Annotated in this window: 17 protein-coding genes and 1 tRNA gene; 7 read left to right on the plus strand and 11 right to left on the minus strand. The window is 44.9% G+C overall.

Annotated features, from left to right (window positions below; genetic code table 11):
* The first annotated feature begins 346 nt into the window (after window positions 1-346).
* Complete coding sequence (locus AC1DP6_RS04950) at window positions 347-1,345, plus strand: helix-turn-helix transcriptional regulator (protein ID WP_477053832.1); 999 nt, start codon at window positions 347-349, stop codon at window positions 1,343-1,345.
* A 52-nt stretch (window positions 1,346-1,397) separates the two neighbouring features.
* Here AC1DP6_RS04950 and AC1DP6_RS04955 read toward each other — a convergent pair whose 3' ends face one another.
* The 8 genes from AC1DP6_RS04955 to AC1DP6_RS04990 all read right to left on the minus strand — a co-directional run bounded on the left by AC1DP6_RS04955 (window position 1,398) and on the right by AC1DP6_RS04990 (window position 12,578).
* A complete protein-coding gene (locus AC1DP6_RS04955) occupies window positions 1,398-2,027 on the minus strand; it encodes an NAD(P)-dependent oxidoreductase (protein ID WP_477053833.1) in 630 nt (209 codons plus the stop codon).
* Window positions 2,028-2,360: 333 nt separating this feature from the next.
* Window positions 2,361-4,574, minus strand: coding sequence for a sodium-translocating pyrophosphatase (locus AC1DP6_RS04960; protein ID WP_477053834.1), 2,214 nt, complete (start codon window positions 4,572-4,574; stop codon window positions 2,361-2,363).
* Between the two features lie 183 nt (window positions 4,575-4,757).
* Entirely contained in the window at window positions 4,758-6,275 is a 1,518-nt protein-coding gene (locus tag AC1DP6_RS04965) for an NAD(P)H-hydrate dehydratase (protein WP_477053835.1), read from the minus strand.
* A gap of 100 nt (window positions 6,276-6,375) precedes the next feature.
* Complete coding sequence (locus AC1DP6_RS04970; protein ID WP_477053836.1) at window positions 6,376-6,909, minus strand: hypothetical protein; 534 nt, start codon at window positions 6,907-6,909, stop codon at window positions 6,376-6,378.
* Window positions 6,910-6,997: 88 nt separating this feature from the next.
* Window positions 6,998-8,209 carry a Na+/H+ antiporter NhaA gene (gene nhaA, locus AC1DP6_RS04975; protein ID WP_477053837.1) on the minus strand — a complete coding sequence of 404 codons (1,212 nt, stop codon included), beginning with the start codon at window positions 8,207-8,209 and terminating at the stop codon, window positions 6,998-7,000.
* A gap of 115 nt (window positions 8,210-8,324) precedes the next feature.
* Window positions 8,325-10,211 carry an OstA-like protein gene (locus AC1DP6_RS04980; protein ID WP_477053838.1) on the minus strand — a complete coding sequence of 629 codons (1,887 nt, stop codon included), beginning with the start codon at window positions 10,209-10,211 and terminating at the stop codon, window positions 8,325-8,327.
* A 9-nt stretch (window positions 10,212-10,220) separates the two neighbouring features.
* Window positions 10,221-11,219, minus strand: a complete 999-nt coding sequence (locus AC1DP6_RS04985; protein ID WP_477026257.1) for an MlaD family protein — start codon at window positions 11,217-11,219, stop codon at window positions 10,221-10,223.
* Window positions 11,220-11,345: 126 nt separating this feature from the next.
* A complete protein-coding gene (locus tag AC1DP6_RS04990; RefSeq protein ID WP_477053839.1) occupies window positions 11,346-12,578 on the minus strand; it encodes an N-acetylmuramoyl-L-alanine amidase family protein in 1,233 nt (410 codons plus the stop codon).
* A gap of 185 nt (window positions 12,579-12,763) precedes the next feature.
* On the opposite strand from AC1DP6_RS04990, the gene AC1DP6_RS04995 reads away from it, so the two are divergent.
* Complete coding sequence (locus AC1DP6_RS04995; protein WP_477053840.1) at window positions 12,764-15,538, plus strand: putative LPS assembly protein LptD; 2,775 nt, start codon at window positions 12,764-12,766, stop codon at window positions 15,536-15,538.
* Between the two features lie 115 nt (window positions 15,539-15,653).
* Here the strand turns inward: AC1DP6_RS04995 and AC1DP6_RS05000 are convergent, their stop codons facing one another.
* Window positions 15,654-16,400, minus strand: a complete 747-nt coding sequence (locus AC1DP6_RS05000; RefSeq protein WP_477053841.1) for a lysophospholipid acyltransferase family protein — start codon at window positions 16,398-16,400, stop codon at window positions 15,654-15,656.
* A gap of 11 nt (window positions 16,401-16,411) precedes the next feature.
* Window positions 16,412-17,083 (minus strand): uracil-DNA glycosylase, encoded by a 672-nt coding sequence (gene ung / locus AC1DP6_RS05005; RefSeq protein WP_477053842.1) that lies wholly within the window; start codon window positions 17,081-17,083, stop codon window positions 16,412-16,414.
* Between the two features lie 135 nt (window positions 17,084-17,218).
* Between ung and AC1DP6_RS05010 the strand changes: the two genes are divergently transcribed.
* From AC1DP6_RS05010 to AC1DP6_RS05030, 5 genes are all read left to right on the plus strand, one after another.
* Window positions 17,219-17,292, plus strand: a tRNA-Arg gene (locus tag AC1DP6_RS05010).
* 285 nt (window positions 17,293-17,577) lie between these two features.
* Window positions 17,578-18,396, plus strand: coding sequence for a DUF6597 domain-containing transcriptional factor (locus tag AC1DP6_RS05015; protein ID WP_477053843.1), 819 nt, complete (start codon window positions 17,578-17,580; stop codon window positions 18,394-18,396).
* 40 nt (window positions 18,397-18,436) lie between these two features.
* The gene (locus tag AC1DP6_RS05020) at window positions 18,437-20,002 is read left to right on the plus strand and encodes an FAD-dependent monooxygenase (protein WP_477053844.1); all 1,566 of its coding nucleotides are present in this window, start codon (window positions 18,437-18,439) and stop codon (window positions 20,000-20,002) included.
* A 151-nt stretch (window positions 20,003-20,153) separates the two neighbouring features.
* A complete protein-coding gene (locus AC1DP6_RS05025) occupies window positions 20,154-20,396 on the plus strand; it encodes a hypothetical protein (protein ID WP_477053845.1) in 243 nt (80 codons plus the stop codon).
* 38 nt (window positions 20,397-20,434) lie between these two features.
* The gene (locus AC1DP6_RS05030; RefSeq protein WP_477053846.1) at window positions 20,435-22,291 is read left to right on the plus strand and encodes an outer membrane protein assembly factor BamB family protein; all 1,857 of its coding nucleotides are present in this window, start codon (window positions 20,435-20,437) and stop codon (window positions 22,289-22,291) included.
* Between the two features lie 93 nt (window positions 22,292-22,384).
* On the opposite strand, the gene AC1DP6_RS05035 is transcribed toward AC1DP6_RS05030, so the two are convergent.
* On the minus strand, window positions 22,385-22,798 hold the full coding sequence (locus tag AC1DP6_RS05035; RefSeq protein WP_477026265.1) for a hypothetical protein: 414 nt from the start codon (window positions 22,796-22,798) through the stop codon (window positions 22,385-22,387).
* Window positions 22,799-22,903: the final 105 nt, after the last annotated feature.

The following is a 22,903-nucleotide window of genomic DNA, read 5'->3' on the forward strand; positions in this document are numbered from 1 at the left end:
GCTTTATATGTTGTGCAGTATATTTATCTAGTCCAGAATATCACAATTGAACCCCAGCCGGGTGACAAATTCTATGATTGTTTGTTCAGCTAATGATTGAGGGCTAACAACACGCAATACTTTGTCACAGTCTTCCAGATCTACACTACAGGCGTTCACGGTAAATTGTGCGGAAATTGCGTTTATGACATTGTTTCTATCCTTAACAGTTGTAATATTGGTACGGAATATTCCCATCATGGCGTAATTAATTTAGTATTCGGAATATTTTTATGCAAATTTGCTGCTGTTATCCCATATAACTGTTACACGAAACGGATTAACACTTATACGAAACGGATTTTTTATGGGCATAGTTATTACAAATGATGCCAACCATGTACTGCTGACGGAGGACACGCCTTTTGACTATCAGAAAATCCGGTCCCGGGCTATTATTGAGGAAACCCAGGAAATGAAACATGATTTCGGGGAGGCCAGTTTCCGGGAGTATTGCTTTGATGGTATCAGTATGGCCTGTTGTAAGGCCGATGTGTATGAAAATATTCATATCCACACAGACTTTCAGGAACCCAGGGTATTCATGATGTTTATGGAGCAGGGAGATGTTAGTACTTCCCTGGAAGGGGTGAGCGACCATTTTAAGTTCAGCACCCTGGAACATAACCTCCTGTTCAATCCTTACGAATCAGAGACCGCAGGAGTAAAGAAACAGCGGGACATCCAGTTTTTTGGATTGAATTTTATGCCTGGTCGTTTCCTCGAACTGGCGGAAAACAATGGTAAGGTGCTGGGAGATCTGGCTGATAATGTGGCTGGAAACCGCACTGCGGCGTTGGCAACAAAGTTCAACCCCCGTATTACGCCCCGTATGCGGATGGTGATCGAAGAAGTACGTCAGTGTAAGTTCCAGGGAGGCCTTAAAAAGCTTTTCCTGCAGTCAAAAGCCATAGAGCTGCTGGCCTTGCAGTGTGATCAGATGGAAACAGACCATCTTTCTACTGCCCCTGCAAAACATAAGATCTCCGCCAGTGATGTGGAGAAATTATATTTTGCCCGTGACCTGTTGCTGCAGCATGTACAACAGCCGTTGAGCCTGGAGCAGTTGTCAAGGAAAGCAGGATTGAATGAGTTTAAGCTGAAGTCCGGTTTTAAGGCTGTTTTTGATAATACAGTATTTGGTTTCCTGAATGATCACCGGCTGGAACTGGCGCGGGAGATGATTTTGAGTGGACATCAAAGCATGGCCATGATTGCGGAAGAGGCGGGGTATTCATCTCCACAACACTTCAGTACGGCATTCCGTAAGAAATTTGGTACGAGTCCGGGAAAAATGAGAAATTAAAAAAGTACAGGACCAGCGTTGTTGCTAATCCTGTACGTACTAATAAGTTATATTAATAAGCCAGCGTGAAACGTTGCTTAATATGCTTAGGCTGTTCCAGTTCATCAATTAACGCGATGGCATAATCTGCTGTGGAGATCTTGCTCTCACCTTTATCATTAAATACTACCTGATCTTTACCCAAACGGAATTTGCCGGTGCGTTCGCCGGGTTGGATCATCATAGCCGGGCTTAATACAGTCCAGTCCAGATCATCGGTTGCTTTAATGACGTGAAAAGCGTCACGGGTAGCGGAAGCACCTTCTTTCCATTCTGCCGGAAATTCTGGTGTGTCCAGCAACTGTACGCCAGGAGCGATTTCCAGGCTGCCGGCACCACTTACAGCAATCAGTCTTTTAATACCTGCTTTTTTGGTACCATTAATAATGGCGTGTATGGCTTTGAGGTAGGTAACTTTATCGTGAGCACTGTAAGAGCTGATCACTGCTTCGTTGCCCGCTACCAGCGCCGCCACTTCTGCTTCATTGGTCACATCCCCTTTTTTTACGGTCAGATGGGGGTTCTGAACAGTTATCTTTTCCGGGTTACGAACAATAGCGGTTACTTCATGACCTCTGTTGAGTGCTTCGTTTAAAATGGCTGATCCTATAAATCCTGATGCTCCGATGATAGCTACTTTCATTTTTTAGTTTTTTTATGGTAATTAATAATAATACAGCGTGCCCGTGCTGATTGTTTTAATTGTTATGATATTTATTACAGTTTTGAAGTAAAAAAATACAGATGATTAATCTGTAATAATTTTAATTACAGTACAAATGTAGGGAAGTTATTTTAAACACCAAAAGGAATTATAATTTTTTATTGTAGAAGGGAAGAAAAAAGATAGTTGTTATAGGAGACAGCTGCCCGCAAGGGGCTAAACCTGTGCTCATCTTCTATTGACGATGCCTTAAACCAAAAAATCCCGTCAGGTCTGTTTCCTGACGGGATTTTTTGGTTTATAAAAAAGGTATTACTTTTTTTCGAGGAGATAGGCGGTTGCCTTGCTGCTAACCGTTTTGGCTGCTGGCTGTACGATTTCTGTTTTAGCAGTAGGTGGCACCGGTGGTTGTTTGGTATGGAACATTTCCGCCAGGGTAGGCGCAATCACCAATGATACGATAGACATCAGCTTGATGAGGATGTTCATAGAAGGACCGGAAGTATCTTTAAACGGATCACCAACGGTATCACCGGTTACAGATGCTTTATGTGGCTCAGACTTTTTATAGTAGGTTTCGCCATTAATTTCCACGCCTTTTTCGAACGATTTTTTTGCGTTATCCCAGGCGCCACCAGCGTTGTTTTGGAAGATACCCATTAATACACCAGTTACAGTAGCTCCTGCCAGGAATCCGCCCAGTACTTCCGGACCGGCAATAAAGCCTACCAGTAAAGGGGATATCAGGGCAATAGCACCGGGCAGCATCATTTCACGGATAGATGCCTGGGTGGAGATGGCCACGCATTTGTCGTATTCCGGTTTGCCGGTACCTTCCATAATGCCTGGTATTTCGCGGAACTGACGGCGAACTTCTTCTACCATGGCCATGGCAGCACGGCCTACCGCCGCAATGGCGAGAGAGGAAAATATAAATGGAATCATACCGCCTACAAATAAACCGGCGAGTACATTGGCTTTATAAATATCGATGCCCTGAATACCCGCTACACCAACAAAGGCCGCAAAGAGTGCCAGTGCAGTTAAAGCAGCAGAAGCAATGGCAAAACCTTTACCAGTAGCAGCAGTAGTGTTACCCACGGCGTCGAGGATATCGGTTTTTTCTCTTACTTCTTTAGGTAATTCGCTCATTTCGGCAATACCACCGGCATTATCAGCAATGGGGCCAAAGGCGTCAATCGCCAGCTGCATAGCAGTAGTAGCCATCATACCGGCAGCAGCAATAGCTACTCCGTATAATCCAGCCAGGTGGAATGAACCTGCAATACCCCCTGCCAGTACCAGTATAGGTAAGGTAGTGGACTCCATCCCTACAGATAAACCACCAATGATATTGGTAGCAGCGCCGGTGGCTGACTGACGGATAATGGATTTCACCGGGCGTTTGCCCATAGCGGTATAATATTCTGTAATAATACTGATCAGGGTACCTACGGCGAGGCCCACCATGATCGCACCAAATACCTGTCCGCGGGTAAATTCATGGCCACGTAAAACCATGATATTATCTGGCAGTATCCAGTTTACGAGGAAGAAGGAAACAATAGCGGTTAAAATAATGGAACCCCAGTTACCCATGTTCAGGGCTCTTTGTACCACCGCAGTGCTTAAACCTGCGGTATCGCTGATTCTTACAAATAAAGTTCCGATCATAGAAAAGATGATACCTGCACCAGCAATGATCATCGGCAGCAGAATGGGTGCAATGCCTCCGAAAGTATCGTGTGATACCGTTTCAGAGCCCAGTACCATGGTGGCTAATACAGTAGCTACATAGGAACCGAACAAATCGGCGCCCATACCGGCAACGTCACCCACATTGTCCCCTACGTTATCCGCAATGGTGGCAGGATTACGGGGATCATCTTCCGGAATACCGGCTTCTACTTTACCTACCAGGTCAGCACCCACATCGGCGGCCTTGGTATAAATACCACCACCCACACGGGCAAATAATGCAATACTTTCAGCACCCAATGAAAAACCAGTGAGTACCTCAATGGTCTTAATCATCTCCGCTGTATTGGCTTCCGCCCCGAAATATGATTTCAATATAATGAACAAGGATCCGAGTCCAAGTACCGCGAGACCGGCAACACCCATCCCCATAACAGAACCGCCGGTGAAAGATACCTGCAGCGCTTTCGCGAGACTGGTACGTGCAGCATGTGCAGTGCGTACATTGGCTTTGGTGGCGATTTTCATGCCTATAAAACCTGCGGTTGCTGAAAATACAGCCCCTATCACAAAGGCCAATGCAATAGACCAATGAGAATTTTCATGTGTTGCCCCCATGTAACCTAATAGCAAGGCGGCAATAATAACAAAGTAAATAAGGACTTTATACTCAGCTTTAAGAAATGCCATAGCGCCTTCAGCAATGTGCTGAGCTATCTCTTTCATCTTGTCGTTGCCAGCATCCTGTTTTGTAACCCAGGAACTCTTGACGGCCGTATATAACAAAGCCAATAATCCAAAACACGGTACGAGGTAAACTATATTCATGTAAGCGAAATTTATAAATACGTGGTTGACAAAAAAGTTTAATAATGAATAAAAATAGGATTCCAAAAAAAATATTCAAATGAATATAAAACATAAATTATTAATTGTGTACGTAATAAATAAAATTATTGCACACATGCCCCATGAGTAAGTGTTTCGGGCAAAAAAAAATAACATGCACTGTTAGATACCTTCCTGGAATGCCTTACCCAGCCAACTGATGATATCGGCCGCCGTCATTGCTTCCTGCGAAAGATGGGCCGCGGCCAGATCTCCTGCATAGCCATGTAGCCATACACCCAGCAGCGCCGCCGCTTTGGGGGAATAATCCTGGGCCAGCAGGCCGGTTAATATACCCGTCAGTACATCTCCGCTGCCGCCGGTAGCCATACCGGGATTGCCGGTGTTATTAAAATATACAGCGCCATCAGGACAGGCAATGGCGGAATACCGGCCTTTCAATATAATATAAATCTGCAGACTTACGGCCTGCTTTGATAATAATTCCAGTCGCGCGGTATCGTTTTCACTGGTGCCGAAAAGTCGTTCAAATTCTTTTGGATGCGGTGTGAGTATAGAACCTGCGGGTACCTTATATAACAGGTATGGATATACGGAAAGTAAATTGAGGGCATCTGCATCAATGACCATAGGGCGTTGCCAGCTATCCAACAATAGTTCCAGCGATTTAGCGGTGCCCGGTTGTGTATCCAGGCCCGGGCCAATACCGATTGTTTTATAGGAAGCGGTGTTAATATCGGGATGAAAGTTCGTGTTGTAGTGGGCATCTTCATCTGTAATACACATGGCGCATGGCTCACTGATCTGCATAATATCATAACCACATTGGGGAATGTGGCAGGAGAGCAGCCCCACACCCGCGCGTAAACAGGCTTTGGCACTTAATACCGCAGCACCCATTTTACCATAGCTGCCGGCAATCAGCAATGCATGACCATAGGTACCTTTATGGGCAAACGGGTCGCGGGGACGGTAAATTGTCCGCATGATTTCTTTATCAGACAGGTGATACCGTGCAGGCGTTTGCGTTATATAATCCGGATGAAGGCTAATAGGTAAAATATGTACCTCGCCTGCATAAGGGGCATTTTCAGGTAGCAGGAAAGCCAGTTTGTAAAATTCAAAACTAAGGGTATGATGTGCCCGTACCACGGCTCCATGCCGGTTGCTGTCGTCTGCTATCAGACCGGAAGGCATATCTATTGCTACAATGGTGTGTTTTTGTCGCTGGTCATTGAGGTGGTGTATCACGCCGGCTATCCATCCTTCTATTGGCCGGCTCATACCTGTACCAAAAATGGCGTCTATAATTACAGCATTGGCAGGTAAAACGGGAAAGTCAGATACATCTCCAATTTCATAGATTACCGAGGGATGATGTTCCTGCAAGGCCTGTAGCTTGAGTTGCTGATCTGCACTGGCTTTGCTGCTATGTTGCAATATGCCGGCACTAACCGTGTAGCCATGATCGAGCAGTAAACGGGCGATGACTAATCCATCTCCTCCGTTATTTCCTTTTCCGCAAAAAATATAAATGGGGTGTCGGGGGGAATAATGATCTTCCAGCCATGCAGCACATTTGCCTGCAGCTCTTTCCATCAGGTTGGGGCTGCTGATGGGTTCGTGAGCGATCGTGAAAGCATCTGCTTCCCTGATTTGTGCTGCTGTGAAGATTTTCATGTCCAATAGTTGAACATTAAAAATACTTCAAAATAAGGAACATAAAAAAACGGACCATGCTTGCCTCATGATCCGTTTGTAAATGAAGTGGTCGCCCGGCTTAAAAAGTATACCTGGCAGACACACCGCCAATCTCCTCACCCATATAGTTGGTGGGTCCAACAAACTGTACGTAAGGTTTCAGATCGGCACTGATATTTAAAGGAATTTTCTTGAAAGTATATTCAACACCAATGATACCATCCAGACCTGGAGATACATAAGTGCCATTTTTATAGTGGTGGTCTTCATAACGACTCCAGTCATAATCCCGGCGGTCGTAGAAGCCCAGATGTGCACCACCACCAACATACATATTCAGTTCAGGTAAACCTATATTCCAGTTGTATTCATATAATCCGGTAATAGTAAGGTTATTTCTGTGAGAGTGATTGGTGGTTACCAGTCCTTCAATAGCATGAGGGCCCTGGATAAAATGCTTGATGGTGAAGCCCACTATCCATGGGTTTAAACGTACGCCCAGCGCAGTGCTGTAGTTGGACGGATCGCTGTTCTTGTAACTCTTTTTCTTCTGCGCGTTGGCCTGAATTGCGAGCATAGCGATCAGACTGAAAAGTAACACGACTTTTTTCATAGATGTGTTGTTTGAATTGAAACTTAAAAATACACGTTAAGAAACGTTGGCTTTTTCTCTAAAGTATATATGCACGACGAAATTTAAATCACGGTTGCTTTGCAATAACAATGCCAACCGGCTTTAGTAAGCGAAGAAAAATAAATCCTGCAACACCAGCCAGCAGAGAGGCGGCTATTACAGAAATGATAGCAATGATCTGCAATTCCCGCTCTTGATAAGCTAGTGAAGAAATAAATATAGACATGGTAAATCCTATCCCGGCAATAAGTCCAACGCCTATCAGCTGTAGCCAGCCCGCTTTTGAAGGAAGTGCGGCCAGTTTTAATTTTACTGCGAGAAAGGAAAGTGTAAAAATTCCCAATGGTTTACCAAGTACCAGTCCGGCTATGATGCCATAACTGATATTATTGTGCAGTGCGCCGGCAATATCCGAAGGCAGTTGTATGGCAGTATTGGCCAATGCAAAAACGGGCATGATGACAAAATTTACCGGGTCATGTAAACTATGCACCAGGTGGGCAATCCGATCCTGTGGAATGCAGAATGCCAGCAGTACACCTGCAATAGTGGCATGTACACCGGAATTAAAAAGGCAGTACCATAATACCAGCCCTGGGATATAATAGAATATGAGTCGTTGCACTTTAAAATAATTCAGTAACAAGGGTATTAATAATACAGCGCCACCAATCAGGAGGTATTTTACATCCAGATGTGGGGTATAAAATACCGCAATGGTTAATATTGCCCCCAGATCATCGATGATGGCCAGGGCCATCAGGAATATTTTTAAACCTACCGGTACTCTTTTGCCCAGTAAGGATAAAATGCCCAGGGAGAAAGCAATGTCAGTGGCCATGGGGATGCCCCAGCCATGTGCATATGGTGTGTTTTTATTAAAGAGGGCGAAAATGAGCGCGGGAAACAGCATGCCACCAACGGCTGCCAGCACGGGTAAGATAGATTTTCTGACAGAGGAAAGTTCTCCTACAGTCAGTTCCCGTTTTATTTCCATACCTACCAGGAAAAAGAACAGTACCATCATGCCATCGTTTATCCATAACAGGTAGGAGTTGGGAAGGTGCAAAGCCCGGTATTGATAATGATGTCCGCCAGCCGGATCGAACAGGGTATTCCAGAATCCTACATAATCCGTTTGCACAGCTGAATTGGCCAGTATCATAGACACAAGTGTGCATACGATGAGTACAATACCTACCGCACGGCTATCTTTCAGAAATTGGTGGATAGGAGAAATCAGTGTTTTCCGGATAATGTTAATAGAGTTCTGAATCATTAGAAGAAGGATTACGAATTACGAATTACGAATTACGGATTAGTGGGGAGAGTAACAGATAGCGTTTATCCACCTGTTAGTCCCGTAATTCGTAATTTGTAATTCGTAATTCTTTTTATTGCATTAACTCGTACTTACTTTTCGGCTGCCGTTTTATGTCCCATTTGAAATTTTCCAGTTGTAGCTGGTCTTTAGGACGTTGTGTAAACGGATAAACCACGCCTTCAGGATCTTTGATCAGCACTACTTTATCTACTTCCCCTTTTTTGAAAAAGATATTGATAATGGCGCATTGTGCTTTGTTGACGCTCATATAGGCGCCGCCCTGATCTTTGATATAATTAATTGTTTCCGCATTTCCTTCCACGTGCATCCAGTCGAGGGTTTCACCTGCTACGTAGCCGGTGATGAGGTTACCTTTGATCTGGTTAAACATGCCTGGTCCGGCTTCATTGATAATAAAGCCATTATTTTTCAGCAGCATTTTATCAGCGGTCTGGTTCTTGGTAAACATCAGAATGGTGTCGCCACTCAGTTGTGTGGTATTGTTGGACCAGATTACCGGGTTGCGGTAGAAGCGGAAGATAGAATCTTTGGAAGAATAGAATACGCTGTCTGCCACTGCCTGCAGGGAATCTGAAAACACCCTTACGTGGTGATAGGCCAGTATATAACGTTGTTCTGCGGTGTCTTTAGGTGCTTGCAGTGCCATGCTGTCTGCATGATGTTTGATACCCGGCAGGGAATCCTGCATCACTACAGTGGGGATGGCAGCTATTTTCACATTTTTCACCAGGGAGGTATCGAGCTTTTGCCTGGTTTTAGCGAGGGCGCTGTCGGCCATGAACATCATAACGTTGCCGGCTATACTATCCTGTTGTTTCCGGGCAATGGAGTCGCCTTTGGTGATGGGTGAAATAGTGGCGGTGAATCTCTCCGGCGGTCGTATGGTTTTGAGTGCCCGCAGGTTTTTGGTGGGAGAATCCGGAACGCGCTTCAGTCCTGCTACAGATGGAATGGATAAGCTGTCGTCCGGACGGATCACACCTGAAAACAGGGTGTCGGCGGCCATATACAGGGTATCCTTATTTTTTTCCATGATCAGCAGTGGTTTCTGTGTGGCCAGGATGGTTTTCTCACGTTGATTAACCACACCTTTGTTGGCCAGCAGTGACATTTTGCGGGCAGTATCCTTGTATACCATATTGCCGGTGGCATAAGCCATACCGGTTAATTTGTCCATTTCTATGTTGTCGGCGGTGATGGTACCGGTGCTGTCTTCAATGGTAGGCCGGTTACCAAAATTGCCGTAGCCTTTGTCTGTATCATAATAACCACTGGTAGCATACATGGTGCTCTTGTCGTTATTGTTGATAGTGGTTGGGGCTATGATGGTGGCTATTTTTGTATCGGTATTATATAGCAGTTCACTGGTGCTTAAGGTGTATTCCGGATCTACAAGTAATACATTCTGTATGAAATGCATTTCCTTGGTTTCCGTATAATAGTAGCCTTCATCGCTGGTGAGTACACTTTTACCATTTACCAGTCTTCCGCTTTTCACATAAGAACCAATTTTGGCATTCATATCATATTGCAGTTCCGGGCCGGTGATGGTTACCTTACCGTCTGTAAGCCGGGCATTGTCYCTTAACAGGGCGATGCGGGTGTTGGCATCATAGTTAAGGTAATTACCGTAGATGTGTACACTATCTGCCTGGTTGATATGAATATTGCCATAGGCGTCGATAATGTTGGTTTTGTTATTCTTTACGGCGCTGTCACAATTAAACAGGGTGGTACCCTGTTTAAAGATGGTGTGGCCAACGAAGCGGGCCATGTCAACAGAATCATGTTGGTACATGATAAGTGAGTCCGAATGAATAATTTCAATGACAGACCCTGTTTTCGGCGCTGGTTTATCCGGAAACTGAGCACTGGCCGTAAATGCCAGCAGGCATATTACGGCCAGAAAAATCCCTGATTTTATGTATCGATGCATTGATTCTTATTATTGTGCCGCTGCTGTATCAGAAGGTAACGGCTTCGTTTTATCTTTTTTGCCAAACAGGGAGAAGTGTACGTAGCGTTTTGGATTGACGCGGAGGTCTTCCAGCAGCTTATTCAGATTTCCCAATGAATACTGAAGGTTGTTATACACTTTTTTGTCGTTCAGCAACATGCCGGCAGTGCCATCTGTGGTATTCAGTTTGGCAATGGTGGCATTCAGGTTAGTGGCTGTTTGCTGTAGTTGTGCCAGTGTTTTGTCGATGTTACCTTTAGCCAGTGCATCTGTTGCTTTCTGTGCATTGTCGAGGATACCGGTAATTTTTGCGTTATTGTCTTTCAGGTTACCGGTTACTGCAGCCAGGTTGTTGAATGTTTTCTGGATATTACCTGTGTTTGGATCCAGCATTCCATTCAGGGATGCAGAGGTGTGCGTGAAGTTACGCATGGTGGTATTGAGGCTGCGGATAGCATCCTGCAGGTTACCTTTTGCGGTAGTATCCAGGATGGCGTTCACAGACATTAATACAGAGTCAATATTGGTGAGGGTACCTTCCAGTTTTTTCACCAGTGGGCTAAGCTGTGCTTTTAGTGCATCTGTCATGGAGCCATCTACAGCTGCATAAATGGTATCGCCGCTTTTCAGATATTCGCTGGCGTTACCCAGTTCCATCTGTACTGTTTTGGTGCCCAGCAGGTCGCTGCTGATGCGGGCTACAGAGTTGCGGGGAATGTCAATCTTTTTGGTAATGGTGATGGATACCAGGATCCTGGAGGCATCTTTATCCATTACTTCCAGGTTAGATACACTACCTACCACCAAACCATTTACCTGTACGGCGTTGGCGGGTTGTAAACCGTTTACCTGCTTACAAACAGCATAAATGGTTTTATTATGTGAAAAAAGGCTCTTTCCCTTCAGTAAATTAAAGCCCAGCACAAGTAAGGTTATACCCAGCACCGTTAATATACCAACTTTGGTTTCATTAGATAATTTGAGCATGAGATTCGTATACGTTCACGCAAAAATAATCAAAAAGCATGCACGGGAAGTGCTCGTGTAAAAATGTTAGTAATAAAAAAGAGGAAAGGGGAAACTATAGAGGGGTATCGAGGGGAGTGGGGTAGTCTAGCAGGAGGTAACAAAAGCGTCTTTGAATCCCAGTTTACGGGCCTTACGCAGGGCACCGGAGGCTTGTTGATCTGTTTTGAAACGCCCCCACATATATTTGTTTAGTTTTTTTTTATTCATTACGACCTGTTGGCGGTTGATATCACCATGGAGCTTCCTGAAAATGGAAGCTCCTGGTTTATAAAATTTATCTGTAATCAGCAGTTGTACACAGTAGCGGTCTTCCTGTTGCGGTGTTCCTGGCTTGCCATTGGTGGTTTTACCAGGTTTCAGGAAAGCGTGTGTACTGTTGTTTTTAGAGGAGGAGCTGGTGGTGGCTGGCTGTGAATTGCRGTTGTTGGTGAACCTGTCGAGTTCATCACGGTAACGCTTAATCGCTTTATAGATACAGTTGGCCAGTTCCTGTTGTCCATTGCTGGAGTTGAGGTAATCTTCTTCTTCAGGGTTGCTGATGAATCCGAGTTCCACCAGTACACTTGGCATTGCAGTGGCAGATAGTACCCAGATACCTTTTTCATTTCGTTGTCTTGCTCCGCGGCTGATACGTCCTACCCGGGTAAATTCGTCCTCAATAAGGGTAGAGAGGCGAAGGCTCTGATCGAAATAGGAGTTTCTCAGGGTATTCAGCAGGATGAATGTTTCCGGGTCATCACCCAGCAGTTGTTTGCTTTCTTCTGAGTTGTCATCCAGTACGATAACGGAATTTTGTTTAAGGGATTCCATTTTGGCGTTGTTCTTACTGGTAGCCCATATATACGTTTCCGTGCCTTTGGCGTTGCTGGGGTAGTAGRCGTATACCGGTTGTTTAACGGCTATTTTCTTTCTTCCTTTTTTACGGTATACGGTTTTATAGTCTACTACTTTACGGATCTTACCAGTTGAGTTACAGTGGATAGACACGAACAGTTCTCCTTTGTTGTCGTTGGCGATCTGGGCTTTTACGCGGGGATCGTCGAACCGGTCACTTTTTCGTGTATACACTACCTTTACATCGGGCATGTTTTCTTCCAGGATCTTTCCCAGTTTCAGTGCTACTTCGAGGGTTACTTGTTTTTCGGTAGAGTAGCTGCCTTTGGCGCCGGGATCTGTACCGCCGTGGCCTGCATCAATAACAATCGTTCTTATAGGCTTATCCTGTTTAGTAGGAACAGGATCATTTTTGGCCTGAATAAAAAAGGTACAGGTGAATAGTGTTCCCAGTCCTAAAATCCAAAATCGGTTCCAGCGCATGATTCTCATTTTAATGGGTGCTGTTTATCACAAAAAATAAAAAAATAAGTTTATCTGTTAAATTAATCATTGTCATGCTCCATGCGAGTTTAAACCACCTTTCTATACATCGTTTATCAAACATTACAAGTTACCATTTGTAATAAATTGTATAAAATCTTGTAGGTTTGTGGCCGCCGTAACACATGAACGCTAGCTACAAAAATAATTATAAAAAGTTTTTTCGACATACATACCTGGTTTTTGCCGGTATGTTCATTGCCATTCCCTTTATTATAGATGCAGTTGCAGGGTCCAGGCCACACGCTGTATCGTTTTTTAACAAAAGTTTGGCAGATACAGCCCCTTTGACCAGGAAAGATAYCGGCAAAATCAAACGACCTGCTGTGATTCCTCCTGCTGCGACAGACACGAATGTACTGTCAAAAGGGACGGATACCAGCGGAACAGTGACTGTCGATACCCTCTTTGTTCCAAAGATATCAAAAGACACGCTGGATGCGCCAGTTAATTATAAAGCGAAGGATTCTATTATCCTGATGGTGCCTGACAAACGCTTCTATTTATACGGTACTGCCAACACAAAGTACAAAACCATTGATCTTTCGGCCGAAAAAATGAATTTCGACCAGGAAACCGGTATCCTGGAAGCGACCAACGCGAAAGATACCGCTGGTAAATTGTTTGGCGGCCCGGTGATGAATGACGGCGGCCAAAGCTTCGAATCGGATACCCTCCGCTATAACTTTACATCCCAGAAGGCAAAGATCTATAATACCCGGTCCCAGTATGGAGAAGGCTACATTCATAGTGCACAAACCAAAAAAGCGGCGGATAATACCATCTTCGGCTTTAAAAATGGCTATACTACCTGTAACCTGGACACTCCCCATTTCAGCTTCCGGGCCCGCAAAATAAAGGTTATACCTGATAAACTGGTTATTTCCGGTCCGGCTAACCTGGAAATTGAAGGAATTCCTACTCCCTTGTTCATACCTTTCGCCATTTTCCCTATCACCCAGGGGCAACGGTCGGGTATTCTGCCTCCACAGTATGTGGTGAACCAGCAGAAAGGGATCGGACTTGAAAATGGTGGGTACTATATAGGTTTGGGCGACAATTTTGACCTGACGATGCGGGGAGACGTGTATTCCTATGGTAGCTGGAGCCTCACGGGAAGTCCTACTTACCGCAAGCGGTATAAATATAACGGGGGCCTCAACCTGAGTTTTGCCAATACCCGCTTCGGCGATCCGGCGGTAAAATCTGAATTCAGCACCTCCAAAGATTTCCGGATCACCTGGAATCACAGTATGGACAGTAAGGCCCGTCCTGGTGTGAACTTCGGGGCTGCCGTAAACTTTGGTACCTCGTCTTATAATAAATACAACGTGTATGATTATAATACCCGTGTAAATAACAACATCGGATCTTCCATCACCTTTTCAAAAACCTGGATAGGAAAGCCTTATAACCTGACATTGGGATTAAACCACTCGCAGAACTTAAGTACACGCGATGTGTCGATTTCCTTCCCGGATGGAACTTTCACGGTGAATACCATCTATCCTTTCCAACGGAAAGAAATGATAGGTAGTCCCAAATGGTTTGAAAAAATAGGGATTTCTTATAATACCGTTCTGCGTAACCAGGCTAACTTCAAAGATTCCCTGTTTGGTAGACAGGCCATGTTTGATGCGATGCAAACGGGCATGCAGCATAATATTCCGATCTCCTTCTCCATCCCGGTATTTAAAACCTTTACTTTATCTCCGGGTATTAACTATACAGAATACTGGTATACCAAGAAATTTAACCGTACCTGGGATCCCAATAAGCCCAACCCTGGAACAGGGACCAATGGCGCTATTGACACTGCCTACCAGGCTGGTTTCTTTACGGCACGTGATGTCAGTGCCAGTATGTCGTTGTCTACCGCCTTATACGGTATGTATGCGTTCAGCAAGCACTCCAAGATTAAGGCTATCCGTCACGTGATGCGTCCTACTTTGAGCGCCAGCTACCGGCCGGATCTGAACCCGAACCTCTACAGGGAATTACAATATAACAATGCAGGTGACAAGTCCATGGTGTCCGTATATGACGGTGCTATTATTGGTGTACCTTCTCCTGGTTCGTTTGGTGGATTGAACTTCGGTTTGGACAATAACCTGGAAATGAAGGTGTTCTCGAAAAAGGATACTACGGGGAACCATGAACGAAAAATAAAATTGCTGGATGGTTTTGGTATCAACGGTAGTTATAATCTGGTGGCAGATTCCTTTAAGCTGTCGACTTTCAGTTTATACGCACGTACCAATTTGTTTGATAAATTAAATATCTCCGCCAGTGGTAACCTGGATCCTTATCAGACAGATGCCCGTGGCCGTCGCCTTGACAAATATGTTTGGCAGCAGGGGAAGATCAGTCTGGGGCGTTTAACCAACGCAAGTATCTCCATGAGTACTTCCTTCCAGTCGAAGGATAAAAAGAGCAAGGCAAAAGAACAGACAATAGATTCTATACAGAACGCACAGAGCACGGATGCTGCTTTTGCTGCGCAACAGCGGCAGTTGGCAATGGTACGTAACAACCCGGGTGAGTATGTGGATTTTGATATTCCATGGCGTGTGGATCTCTCGTACAGCTTATCTTATACCAATACTATTATACCGGATTCCGGTGGTGTTGTAAAGCGTATCACTCAGTATGTCAGCTTCAACGGTGATTTTAGTCTTACGCCGAAATGGAAGATTGGGTTAAACAGTGGTTTTGATTTTACCAATATGCAGATTGCCTATACGAATATGTATATCTCGCGGGATATGCACTGCTGGCAGATGTCTATTAACCTGATACCGTTTGGTACTTTCCGGCAGTTTAGCATTACTATTAATCCGAAAGCGGGTATCCTGCGTGATCTGCGAATAAACCGATCGAGACAGTTCTACGATTTATAACGGTGATGGATATATGATTTTAATAGTAGCCTGATGTGAAAAAATATTTTATTATAAAAGAGAAAAGCCCGTTTGATATTTTATCAAACGGGCTTTTCTCTTTTATAACAGGGTATTAATTTTTTGTATTGTGCGCTAAATAGTATGTCCACATCTGGTTAAATACTTTTTCTTTCAGTGCCGGTATATCATCCCTGGTAAGGCCTGCTGTAGCTACAGGCGGCAGAAAATGATAGTCGATATGATGAGGCCATGCAAAGAATTTTCTTCCTACCGGTAATATCTTTTTAGTATGAAATAACAGGGAAGGAATCAGCGGTAATTGTGTATCAATGGCCAACGCGAAAGCGCCATCATAGAAGGCTTTTAAGGGCTCTTCTGTGCGGTTGCGGGTGCCTTCGGGATAAAGCAGGATGTGTAAGCCCTGTTTCAGTGCTTCTTTCATATCTGTTACGCTTTGCTTTCTGCTGGCTTCACTACTGCGGTCAACCATAATACCGCCTATTTTATACAGCACACCAAAGAGCGGAACTTTACCCAGTGAAGCTTTTGCCAGTGTTTTATTTGCGCCTGGTATTTTGGCGGTGGTAACAGGTACGTCTATTAATGAGTTGTGATTGCATACTACCACATAGGTTTGTCCTGGTGCAAAATATCCGGTTCCTTTTCTTCTGACAGGGCAGCCGATCAGGGGCATATATACAATCATCCATACCCTGCCGATAGCGAGGAAGCCTTTAGACTTTGTAGGATCCGGCCAGAAGGAGATAATCCAGATAGGAATAAATACGATCAGCATGGTGCCTGCAAATAACAACAACATCCAGGCTGCGAATATTCTACCAAGGATATTTTTCAACATAGCTTTTACTTTTATAGTCTCCAGTCTACCGGTGCAATCCCAGCTTTACCGAGTATTTCATTGGTTCTTGAAAAATGCCTGCATCCGAAAAATCCTTTATCTGCACTGAATGGCGAAGGATGCGCTGCCTGCAAAATATGATGTTTTGTTGCGTCTATCAAATATTGTTTATCCTGTGCAAACCTTCCCCAGAGCAAAAATACTACGTCTGTGCGTTGTTCAGAAATGGTTCTGATAACGGCATCTGTAAAATCGCCCCAGCCTATTTTACTATGTGAGGCAGGTTCTCCGGCTCTTACTGTTAAAAACGCATTTAATAATAATACGCCATGTTCTGCCCATTTGGTAAGATTGCCGCTGGTAGGAATTTCCAGACCAAGGTCCGTTTTCATTTCCTTGTAAATGTTCACCAGTGAAGGAGGAGGCTTTATACCATCCAGCACAGAAAAACTGAGTCCATGCGCCTGTCCGGCACCGTGATAGGGGTCCTGACCCAGAATCACCACTTTTACTTTGTCCAGCGGCGTTTTGTCAAATGCATTAAAGATCAGGTTACCAGCGGGATAAATCACTTTATTCAACGCTTTTTCATGTTTAAGGAACATGACGATCTGATCGAAATAGGCCTTATGAAATTCATCTTTTAGCGCTTCCTTCCAGCTAGATTCTATTTGTACATCCATGGTATTCACAACTATATTTAAAGAAAAATAAATTAAATTTGATTTATTGAGAGAAATTTACATAAATTTGCACTCCCAAAACGCGAGATAAATATAACAATTTATTTCACATTACAAGGGAAAAGGAACACATAAGTCTTGGTAGCTCAGCTGGATAGAGCAACTGCCTTCTAAGCAGTAGGCCATTGGTTCGAATCCAATCCAGGACACAGTTTGGGACAAATCGGTTTAATCATCGGTTTGTCCTTTTTTATTTCCTCCAACATCCGTCAGTCTGACGGCTATTAATTCAAAAATGGGCTCCCTCAAAAAAGGATTTTTTCGGAGAAAATGAACCAATTATTAATCGATTTTTTTTCGTTCCCGGCTTTTATTTTTTTGTAGTCAATACCATCAGTTACGTTATTTAATCATAGTTGATGTCTCTCTCGCAGAAGGTATAAAATGGATGACCATGAAGTGGATGCTGAAGAGATTTATGCTAACTTTAAAAAATGCTGCATCAAGAATTTGACCCTCCTGAAGAGCTGAAAGATACCATCAAGTGCTTTTGGTACAACAGGGAAGACTTCGGAGAACAATCAACGAGTTTTGAGGTATTGCCTGACGGCTACGCTGAAATTATCTTTCATTTCGGAAGTGGCTGTAGTACTTCTTACAATGGAAGCCTGCAGCCATTGCCATCACCGTTTATGATGGGGCTACTCAATCAGCCGGTTCGTTTTTACACTAAAAATCGCTTCGAAATTATTGCTATCAGGTGCTTTCCCTGGACCGTGTTCGATTTGCTCGGACTACCATCCGGTAAAGACGGTGTGCGCATCTTTGAGCATCCTATTGCACGGCTTCAGTCTACCTTGAATCAGTGCATGCAGGCTGGCAGGATAGATGAAGCAGTGGATCAGGTAAAACAGTATTTCCTGGATGCACGGTCGCATGTTGCTGCCAACAGTATGCTATTCAAAGCGGGTGTCGCTATGAGAGAGGCAAACGGCACCATGCCGGTAAGCCAGGTAGCCGCGGCTGCTCATGCAACGGTTCGCACACTGGAGCGGAACTTTAAGCAATCTTCCGGCTATACAGTTAAAGATGTGTCTGGTCTGATACGCTTTGAGCAGGTACGAAATCACTTATGGCTTTATCCGGATGCCAACATTGCCGGCTTAGCCCACGAGCTGGGCTATACAGATCAGGCGCACCTGAGCAGAGAGTTCAAGCGCTATAGCGGCACTACGCCTGCAGCATTTGCGCGAAAAGCCAGGAAGGGGAAAAAGGCGGTAAGCAATGATTTTGTCGCGTTTGTACAAGATTGAGACAGGAGCATTCCGGAATTTTGTGTCTCAATCATTCGATATGACAATAACACATGACAACAACAAATCCGAACAACAGCATCCTATTTATGATGTAATTATATCCGGCGGAGGCCCTGTGGGCCTGTTCCTCGCCTCTGAGCTGGCCCTGGCCAAATGTTCAGTGCTCATACTGGAAAAAATGGAAGATCCTCATTCGCAACTGAAGCAACTTCCTTTCGGGATGCGGGGACTTTCGGCGCCTACTATCGAAACGCTTTATCGTCGTGGACTGCTACAAGAGCTTGAGCTTCATAAACTCCTTAAAAACCCTCATCAAAAAGCCCAACAAGGGCCCCGTCGCCAGTTAGGGCATTTTGCCGGCATTCCATTCCATGCGGGTGATGTGGACACCTCACAATGGAGGTATCGCCTGCCTGGTGCTACAGACACCAGTTTGTTATCTTCAATGGAAGAGATGGAAACGGTGCTGGGTCGCCGCGCCGAAGCCCTGGGTGTAGTTATCAGACGCGGGCTTGCCATTACTGATTTTCATCAAACGAAAGACGAGGTAACTGTTCATTCAGGAGCCCAATCTTTTAAAGGTAAATGGCTCGTGGGTTGCGATGGAAGCCGTAGTGCTGTTCGCAAGCTGGGAGGTTTTGAATTCGCTGGTACCGAGCCGGAATTCACCGGCTACTCTGCCCTGGTGGATATTGTCGACCCGGAAAAGCTTAACCCGGGCCGAAACGTGACACCAACAGGCATGTATCTCCAATCCCAGCCTGGGTACCTGGTGATACAAGAATTTGATGGTGGGGCAGCTCATCATTCAAAGAAGCCAATCACGCTTGAGCACGTACAGGAGGTGCTGCGCCGCGTATCGAACACCGATGTTACGATCAGCGCCCTCCATATCGTAACTACCTGGACTGACCGGGCACGACAGGCCACCGCCTATCGCAACGGACGGGTACTTTTGGCCGGCGATGCTGCGCATATTCACGCGCCATTGGGCGGCCAGGGACTCAACCTTGGACTGGGCGATGCGATGAATCTTGGCTGGAAGCTGGCCGCCACCATCCATGACGAAGCGCCGGAAGGCTTATTGGACAGTTATTATACAGAACGGTATCCAGTTGGCGCACAGGTGCTGGATTGGTCGCGCGCCCAGGTGGCCATCATGATGCCACGCCCGGAAGCCCGCGCACTGTATGCCATTATCAGCGACCTTATGAATACACGTGATGGCGCCACCTATTTTGCAGGAAGGGTATGGGGTATTTTCACCCACTACGATCTCGGTGGTGCCCACCCACTGCTGGGTTACAGCGTACCCAACTTTGAGTTCGAAGATGGCACAACCATTGGGGAATTAATGCACGATGGCCGGGGAATACTGCTTGATTTTGATAGAAATGATTCACTTAAAACTTTGGCGGGTGAATACGGCGATCAAATCAAATATATTTCAGGCAGTGTAAAAGACCGGTTAGGTGTAAGCGCTTTATTGATACGCCCTGATGGGATGATTGCCTGGGCTGCTGACAATGCCTCTGATGGCGGTGAATTCCAGGAAGCTATTGATCGTTGGTTTGCCTGTAATTCAGTGGTCAAACAGTCATAGGACTGTATTTAAAACCATTTGTCCGAAACGATTAAAGACCCGCATCAGTGCGGGTCTTTTCTTTTTTGCAAAAGTGATTATTTGCAAAGCGGATTTAGTGATGTATAACCCCTTAATATTTTCTGATTATATTTAAAGTAAAATAATAACCATGGCAGACTTTATAAAATCATGCGCCCCGCAGTCACATATTTTCATCAACCTGGAATTTGTAACCGACATAGAAATTGCGGCAGATAAAAAATCCGTTCAGTTTCATTATTCCAAAGACAAAAGCGTGGAATGGAAATATGAAGATGAAAAGCAACTGGAAGATGATTTGAACTTAGTCAAACACCGCAGCTCTGATAAGTATAGAACCCGGCAGAGTGGCTTCAGAATGGCGAATGATTGAGGAGTATCATCACTACTGTACTAACATAAATTGAGTACATGAAATTTTATCCGAAGTTATTGGCAGGGATGCTGCTGTTAACCGGCGTTTTGCCCGCAGTAAAGGCACAAACAACTTTTAAATTTGCTGAGGTATCTGATACACACGTAGGCAGCGATCATGCACTGGAAGACCTGCAACGTACAGTGAACGACATTAACGGTCAACCGGATCTGGCTTTTGTGATCATATCAGGTGATATCACCGAATTTGGTGCAGATGCAGAATTACGACAAGCCAAAGCTGTACTGGATGGATTGCATAAACCCTGGTACATCATTCCCGGTAATCACGATACCAAATGGTCTGAAAGTGGGGGGAATACTTTCCGTAAAGTATTTGGCAACGAAACGTTTTCGTTTAGCTATGGAGGTTATCATTTTATTGGTACCAACAGTGGCCCGAATATGCGAATGGGACCGGGGCAGGTGCCCCGTGAAAATATAGTGTGGCTGGATGATATCCTGAAAGGAAAAGATACAACCACGCCCATCATCTACATTAATCATTATCCGCAGAATGAAGACCTCAATAACTGGTATGAAGCCATAGACCGGCTGAAACAACACAATATCCAGCTAATACTTTGCGGCCATGGACATGCTAACCATGTATTTGATTTCGAGGAGATACCTGGCGTGATGTGCCGTTCTAATCTCCGTGCAAAAGACAGTATTGGTGGTTATAATATTGTTACCATCGCTAACAATAAAGCCGCTTTTGAAGAAAGAACTCCCGTAGCTGCCAGGAACAGACCATGGGCAGAAGTATCTTTGTCCAGCCACGCAGCAGGAACGGGTAAGGCGGCATTTCCCCGGCCTTCTTTTGCGATGAATGATTCCTTTCCAAATGTAAAAGCGGCCTGGGTTTACCAGGACAATAGTGATATTGGTGGGGGCATGGCATTGTACAGAGATCTTATTATTTCTACCAATACCGCTGGTGAAATTTATGCGTTGCAGCAAAAGAGTGGCAGGAAGAAATGGACTTTTTCTACCAAAGGAAAAATATATGCGACTCCGGTAGTTGCCGGTAATAAAGTGGTAGTAGGGTCTTCCGATCATTTTATTTACTGCCTGAATGCTTCCAATGGTAAATTGCTATGGCAGTTTGAGACGGGTAAGCCATTGGTAGCAAGTACCCGGATTGTGGATGGTATTACTTATACCGGCTCATCAGACGGGCATTTCAGGGCTATTGATTTGAATACAGGTAAACTGATATGGGAGTATGCGGACGTGAATGGGTTTGTGGAAGACAAGCCGCTTTTTTACCAGGGTAATATTTACTTTGGTAGCTGGGGCAATGACTTCTACGCCCTGGACGGGCATACCGGGGCATTAAAATGGAAATGGAATAATGGCGCTTCTAACCGGATGTTTTCTCCGGCAGCCTGCTGGCCGGTAGGTGCAGATAATAAAGTGTTTATAGTGGCGCCTGATCGGTTTATGACAGCATTTAATGCAGCTAGCGGTGAAGTGATATGGCGCAAATCCAGACCCGATGTACGAATGCGGGAATCGTTGGGGCTCTCCGCCGATAGTAGTGAAGTGTTTATTAAAACGATGGAGGGGCGGCTGTACGGTGTTTCTACCAGGACAGATAGTTTGCAGTTGTTGTGGCAGTCGCCCGTGGAAATGGGCTACGAGCTGGATCCGGCCGCACCGGTAGAGCAGGACCAGGTGATTTATGTACCTACTCATTCAGGTGTGGTGTATGCGATAAATGCCAAAGACCATTCCCTGTTATGGAAATTCAAGTTATCTAACTGCCTGGTAAATGCGGTATTACCGGCAGGGGATAAGCAGGTGCTGGTGAGCACCATGGATGGGAAACTGGCGCTACTCCGGTATTAAACCGCTTATCAAAGAAAAAAAATGGAAAGGATCAGTGTAAGACCTGATCCYTTTTCTATTTTTAATTTCAGTGATATCATTTTTTCGCCCGCTTTATCTGGCGGTGTCCTTCAGCCATGGTCTGCGACCTGCTTCCAGAATGGGCAAATTCGCTTCTGTAGGGACATAGATAACAGCCTGGGGATTTTTCTCGATGTTGTCAATCCACAACCAATGCAGATAAGCTTCATTGTTGCGCAGTGATTCACCTATGATCTGATTGGAACGGGCTACACCATGGGCGCGGATGGTGTCTGCAGCAGCCAGCATGGCCGCACTTTCCATTTTGGCGCGGGCTTCTGCTACGGCCACTTCTTTGGATGCCTGCGCATGTGCCAGCAATGCTTCTCCTTCCATACGCTGAGAGTATACTTTGTATTTAGGGCATCCCCATAATCCAAGTATTACTAATCCGATGAAAACTAAAAGTACAAAGCTGGATAACGAGATAACAGATTTTGTATTCATATAGGTAAATGTCCTGAACCGCAGGACGGGGTTTGGTTTCAGAACCAAATATAATTATATTCCATTTAGTGAATAATCGCCGGAAATTCTTCCGGCATAATAAAA

Source organism: Chitinophaga sp. 01L420 (assembly GCF_056399985.1).

What these genes read in the sequence shown, in the direction of transcription:
- ung (WP_477053842.1), bottom strand. Translation starts at nt 17,083, where the DNA reads ATGGATGTACAAATAGAATCTAGCTGGAAGGAAGCGCTAAAAGATGAA.
- AC1DP6_RS04970 (WP_477053836.1), bottom strand. Translation starts at nt 6,909, where the DNA reads ATGAAAAAAGTCGTGTTACTTTTCAGTCTGATCGCTATGCTCGCAATT.
- AC1DP6_RS05035 (WP_477026265.1), bottom strand. Translation starts at nt 22,798, where the DNA reads ATGAATACAAAATCTGTTATCTCGTTATCCAGCTTTGTACTTTTAGTT.
- AC1DP6_RS05000 (WP_477053841.1), bottom strand. Translation starts at nt 16,400, where the DNA reads ATGTTGAAAAATATCCTTGGTAGAATATTCGCAGCCTGGATGTTGTTG.
- AC1DP6_RS04960 (WP_477053834.1), bottom strand. Translation starts at nt 4,574, where the DNA reads ATGAATATAGTTTACCTCGTACCGTGTTTTGGATTATTGGCTTTGTTA.
- AC1DP6_RS05025 (WP_477053845.1), top strand. Translation starts at nt 20,154, where the DNA reads ATGGCAGACTTTATAAAATCATGCGCCCCGCAGTCACATATTTTCATC.
- AC1DP6_RS04985 (WP_477026257.1), bottom strand. Translation starts at nt 11,219, where the DNA reads ATGCTCAAATTATCTAATGAAACCAAAGTTGGTATATTAACGGTGCTG.
- AC1DP6_RS05020 (WP_477053844.1), top strand. Translation starts at nt 18,437, where the DNA reads ATGACAATAACACATGACAACAACAAATCCGAACAACAGCATCCTATT.
- AC1DP6_RS05015 (WP_477053843.1), top strand. Translation starts at nt 17,578, where the DNA reads ATGCTGCATCAAGAATTTGACCCTCCTGAAGAGCTGAAAGATACCATC.
- AC1DP6_RS04965 (WP_477053835.1), bottom strand. Translation starts at nt 6,275, where the DNA reads ATGAAAATCTTCACAGCAGCACAAATCAGGGAAGCAGATGCTTTCACG.
- AC1DP6_RS04955 (WP_477053833.1), bottom strand. Translation starts at nt 2,027, where the DNA reads ATGAAAGTAGCTATCATCGGAGCATCAGGATTTATAGGATCAGCCATT.
- AC1DP6_RS04950 (WP_477053832.1), top strand. Translation starts at nt 347, where the DNA reads ATGGGCATAGTTATTACAAATGATGCCAACCATGTACTGCTGACGGAG.
- AC1DP6_RS05030 (WP_477053846.1), top strand. Translation starts at nt 20,435, where the DNA reads ATGAAATTTTATCCGAAGTTATTGGCAGGGATGCTGCTGTTAACCGGC.
- nhaA (WP_477053837.1), bottom strand. Translation starts at nt 8,209, where the DNA reads ATGATTCAGAACTCTATTAACATTATCCGGAAAACACTGATTTCTCCT.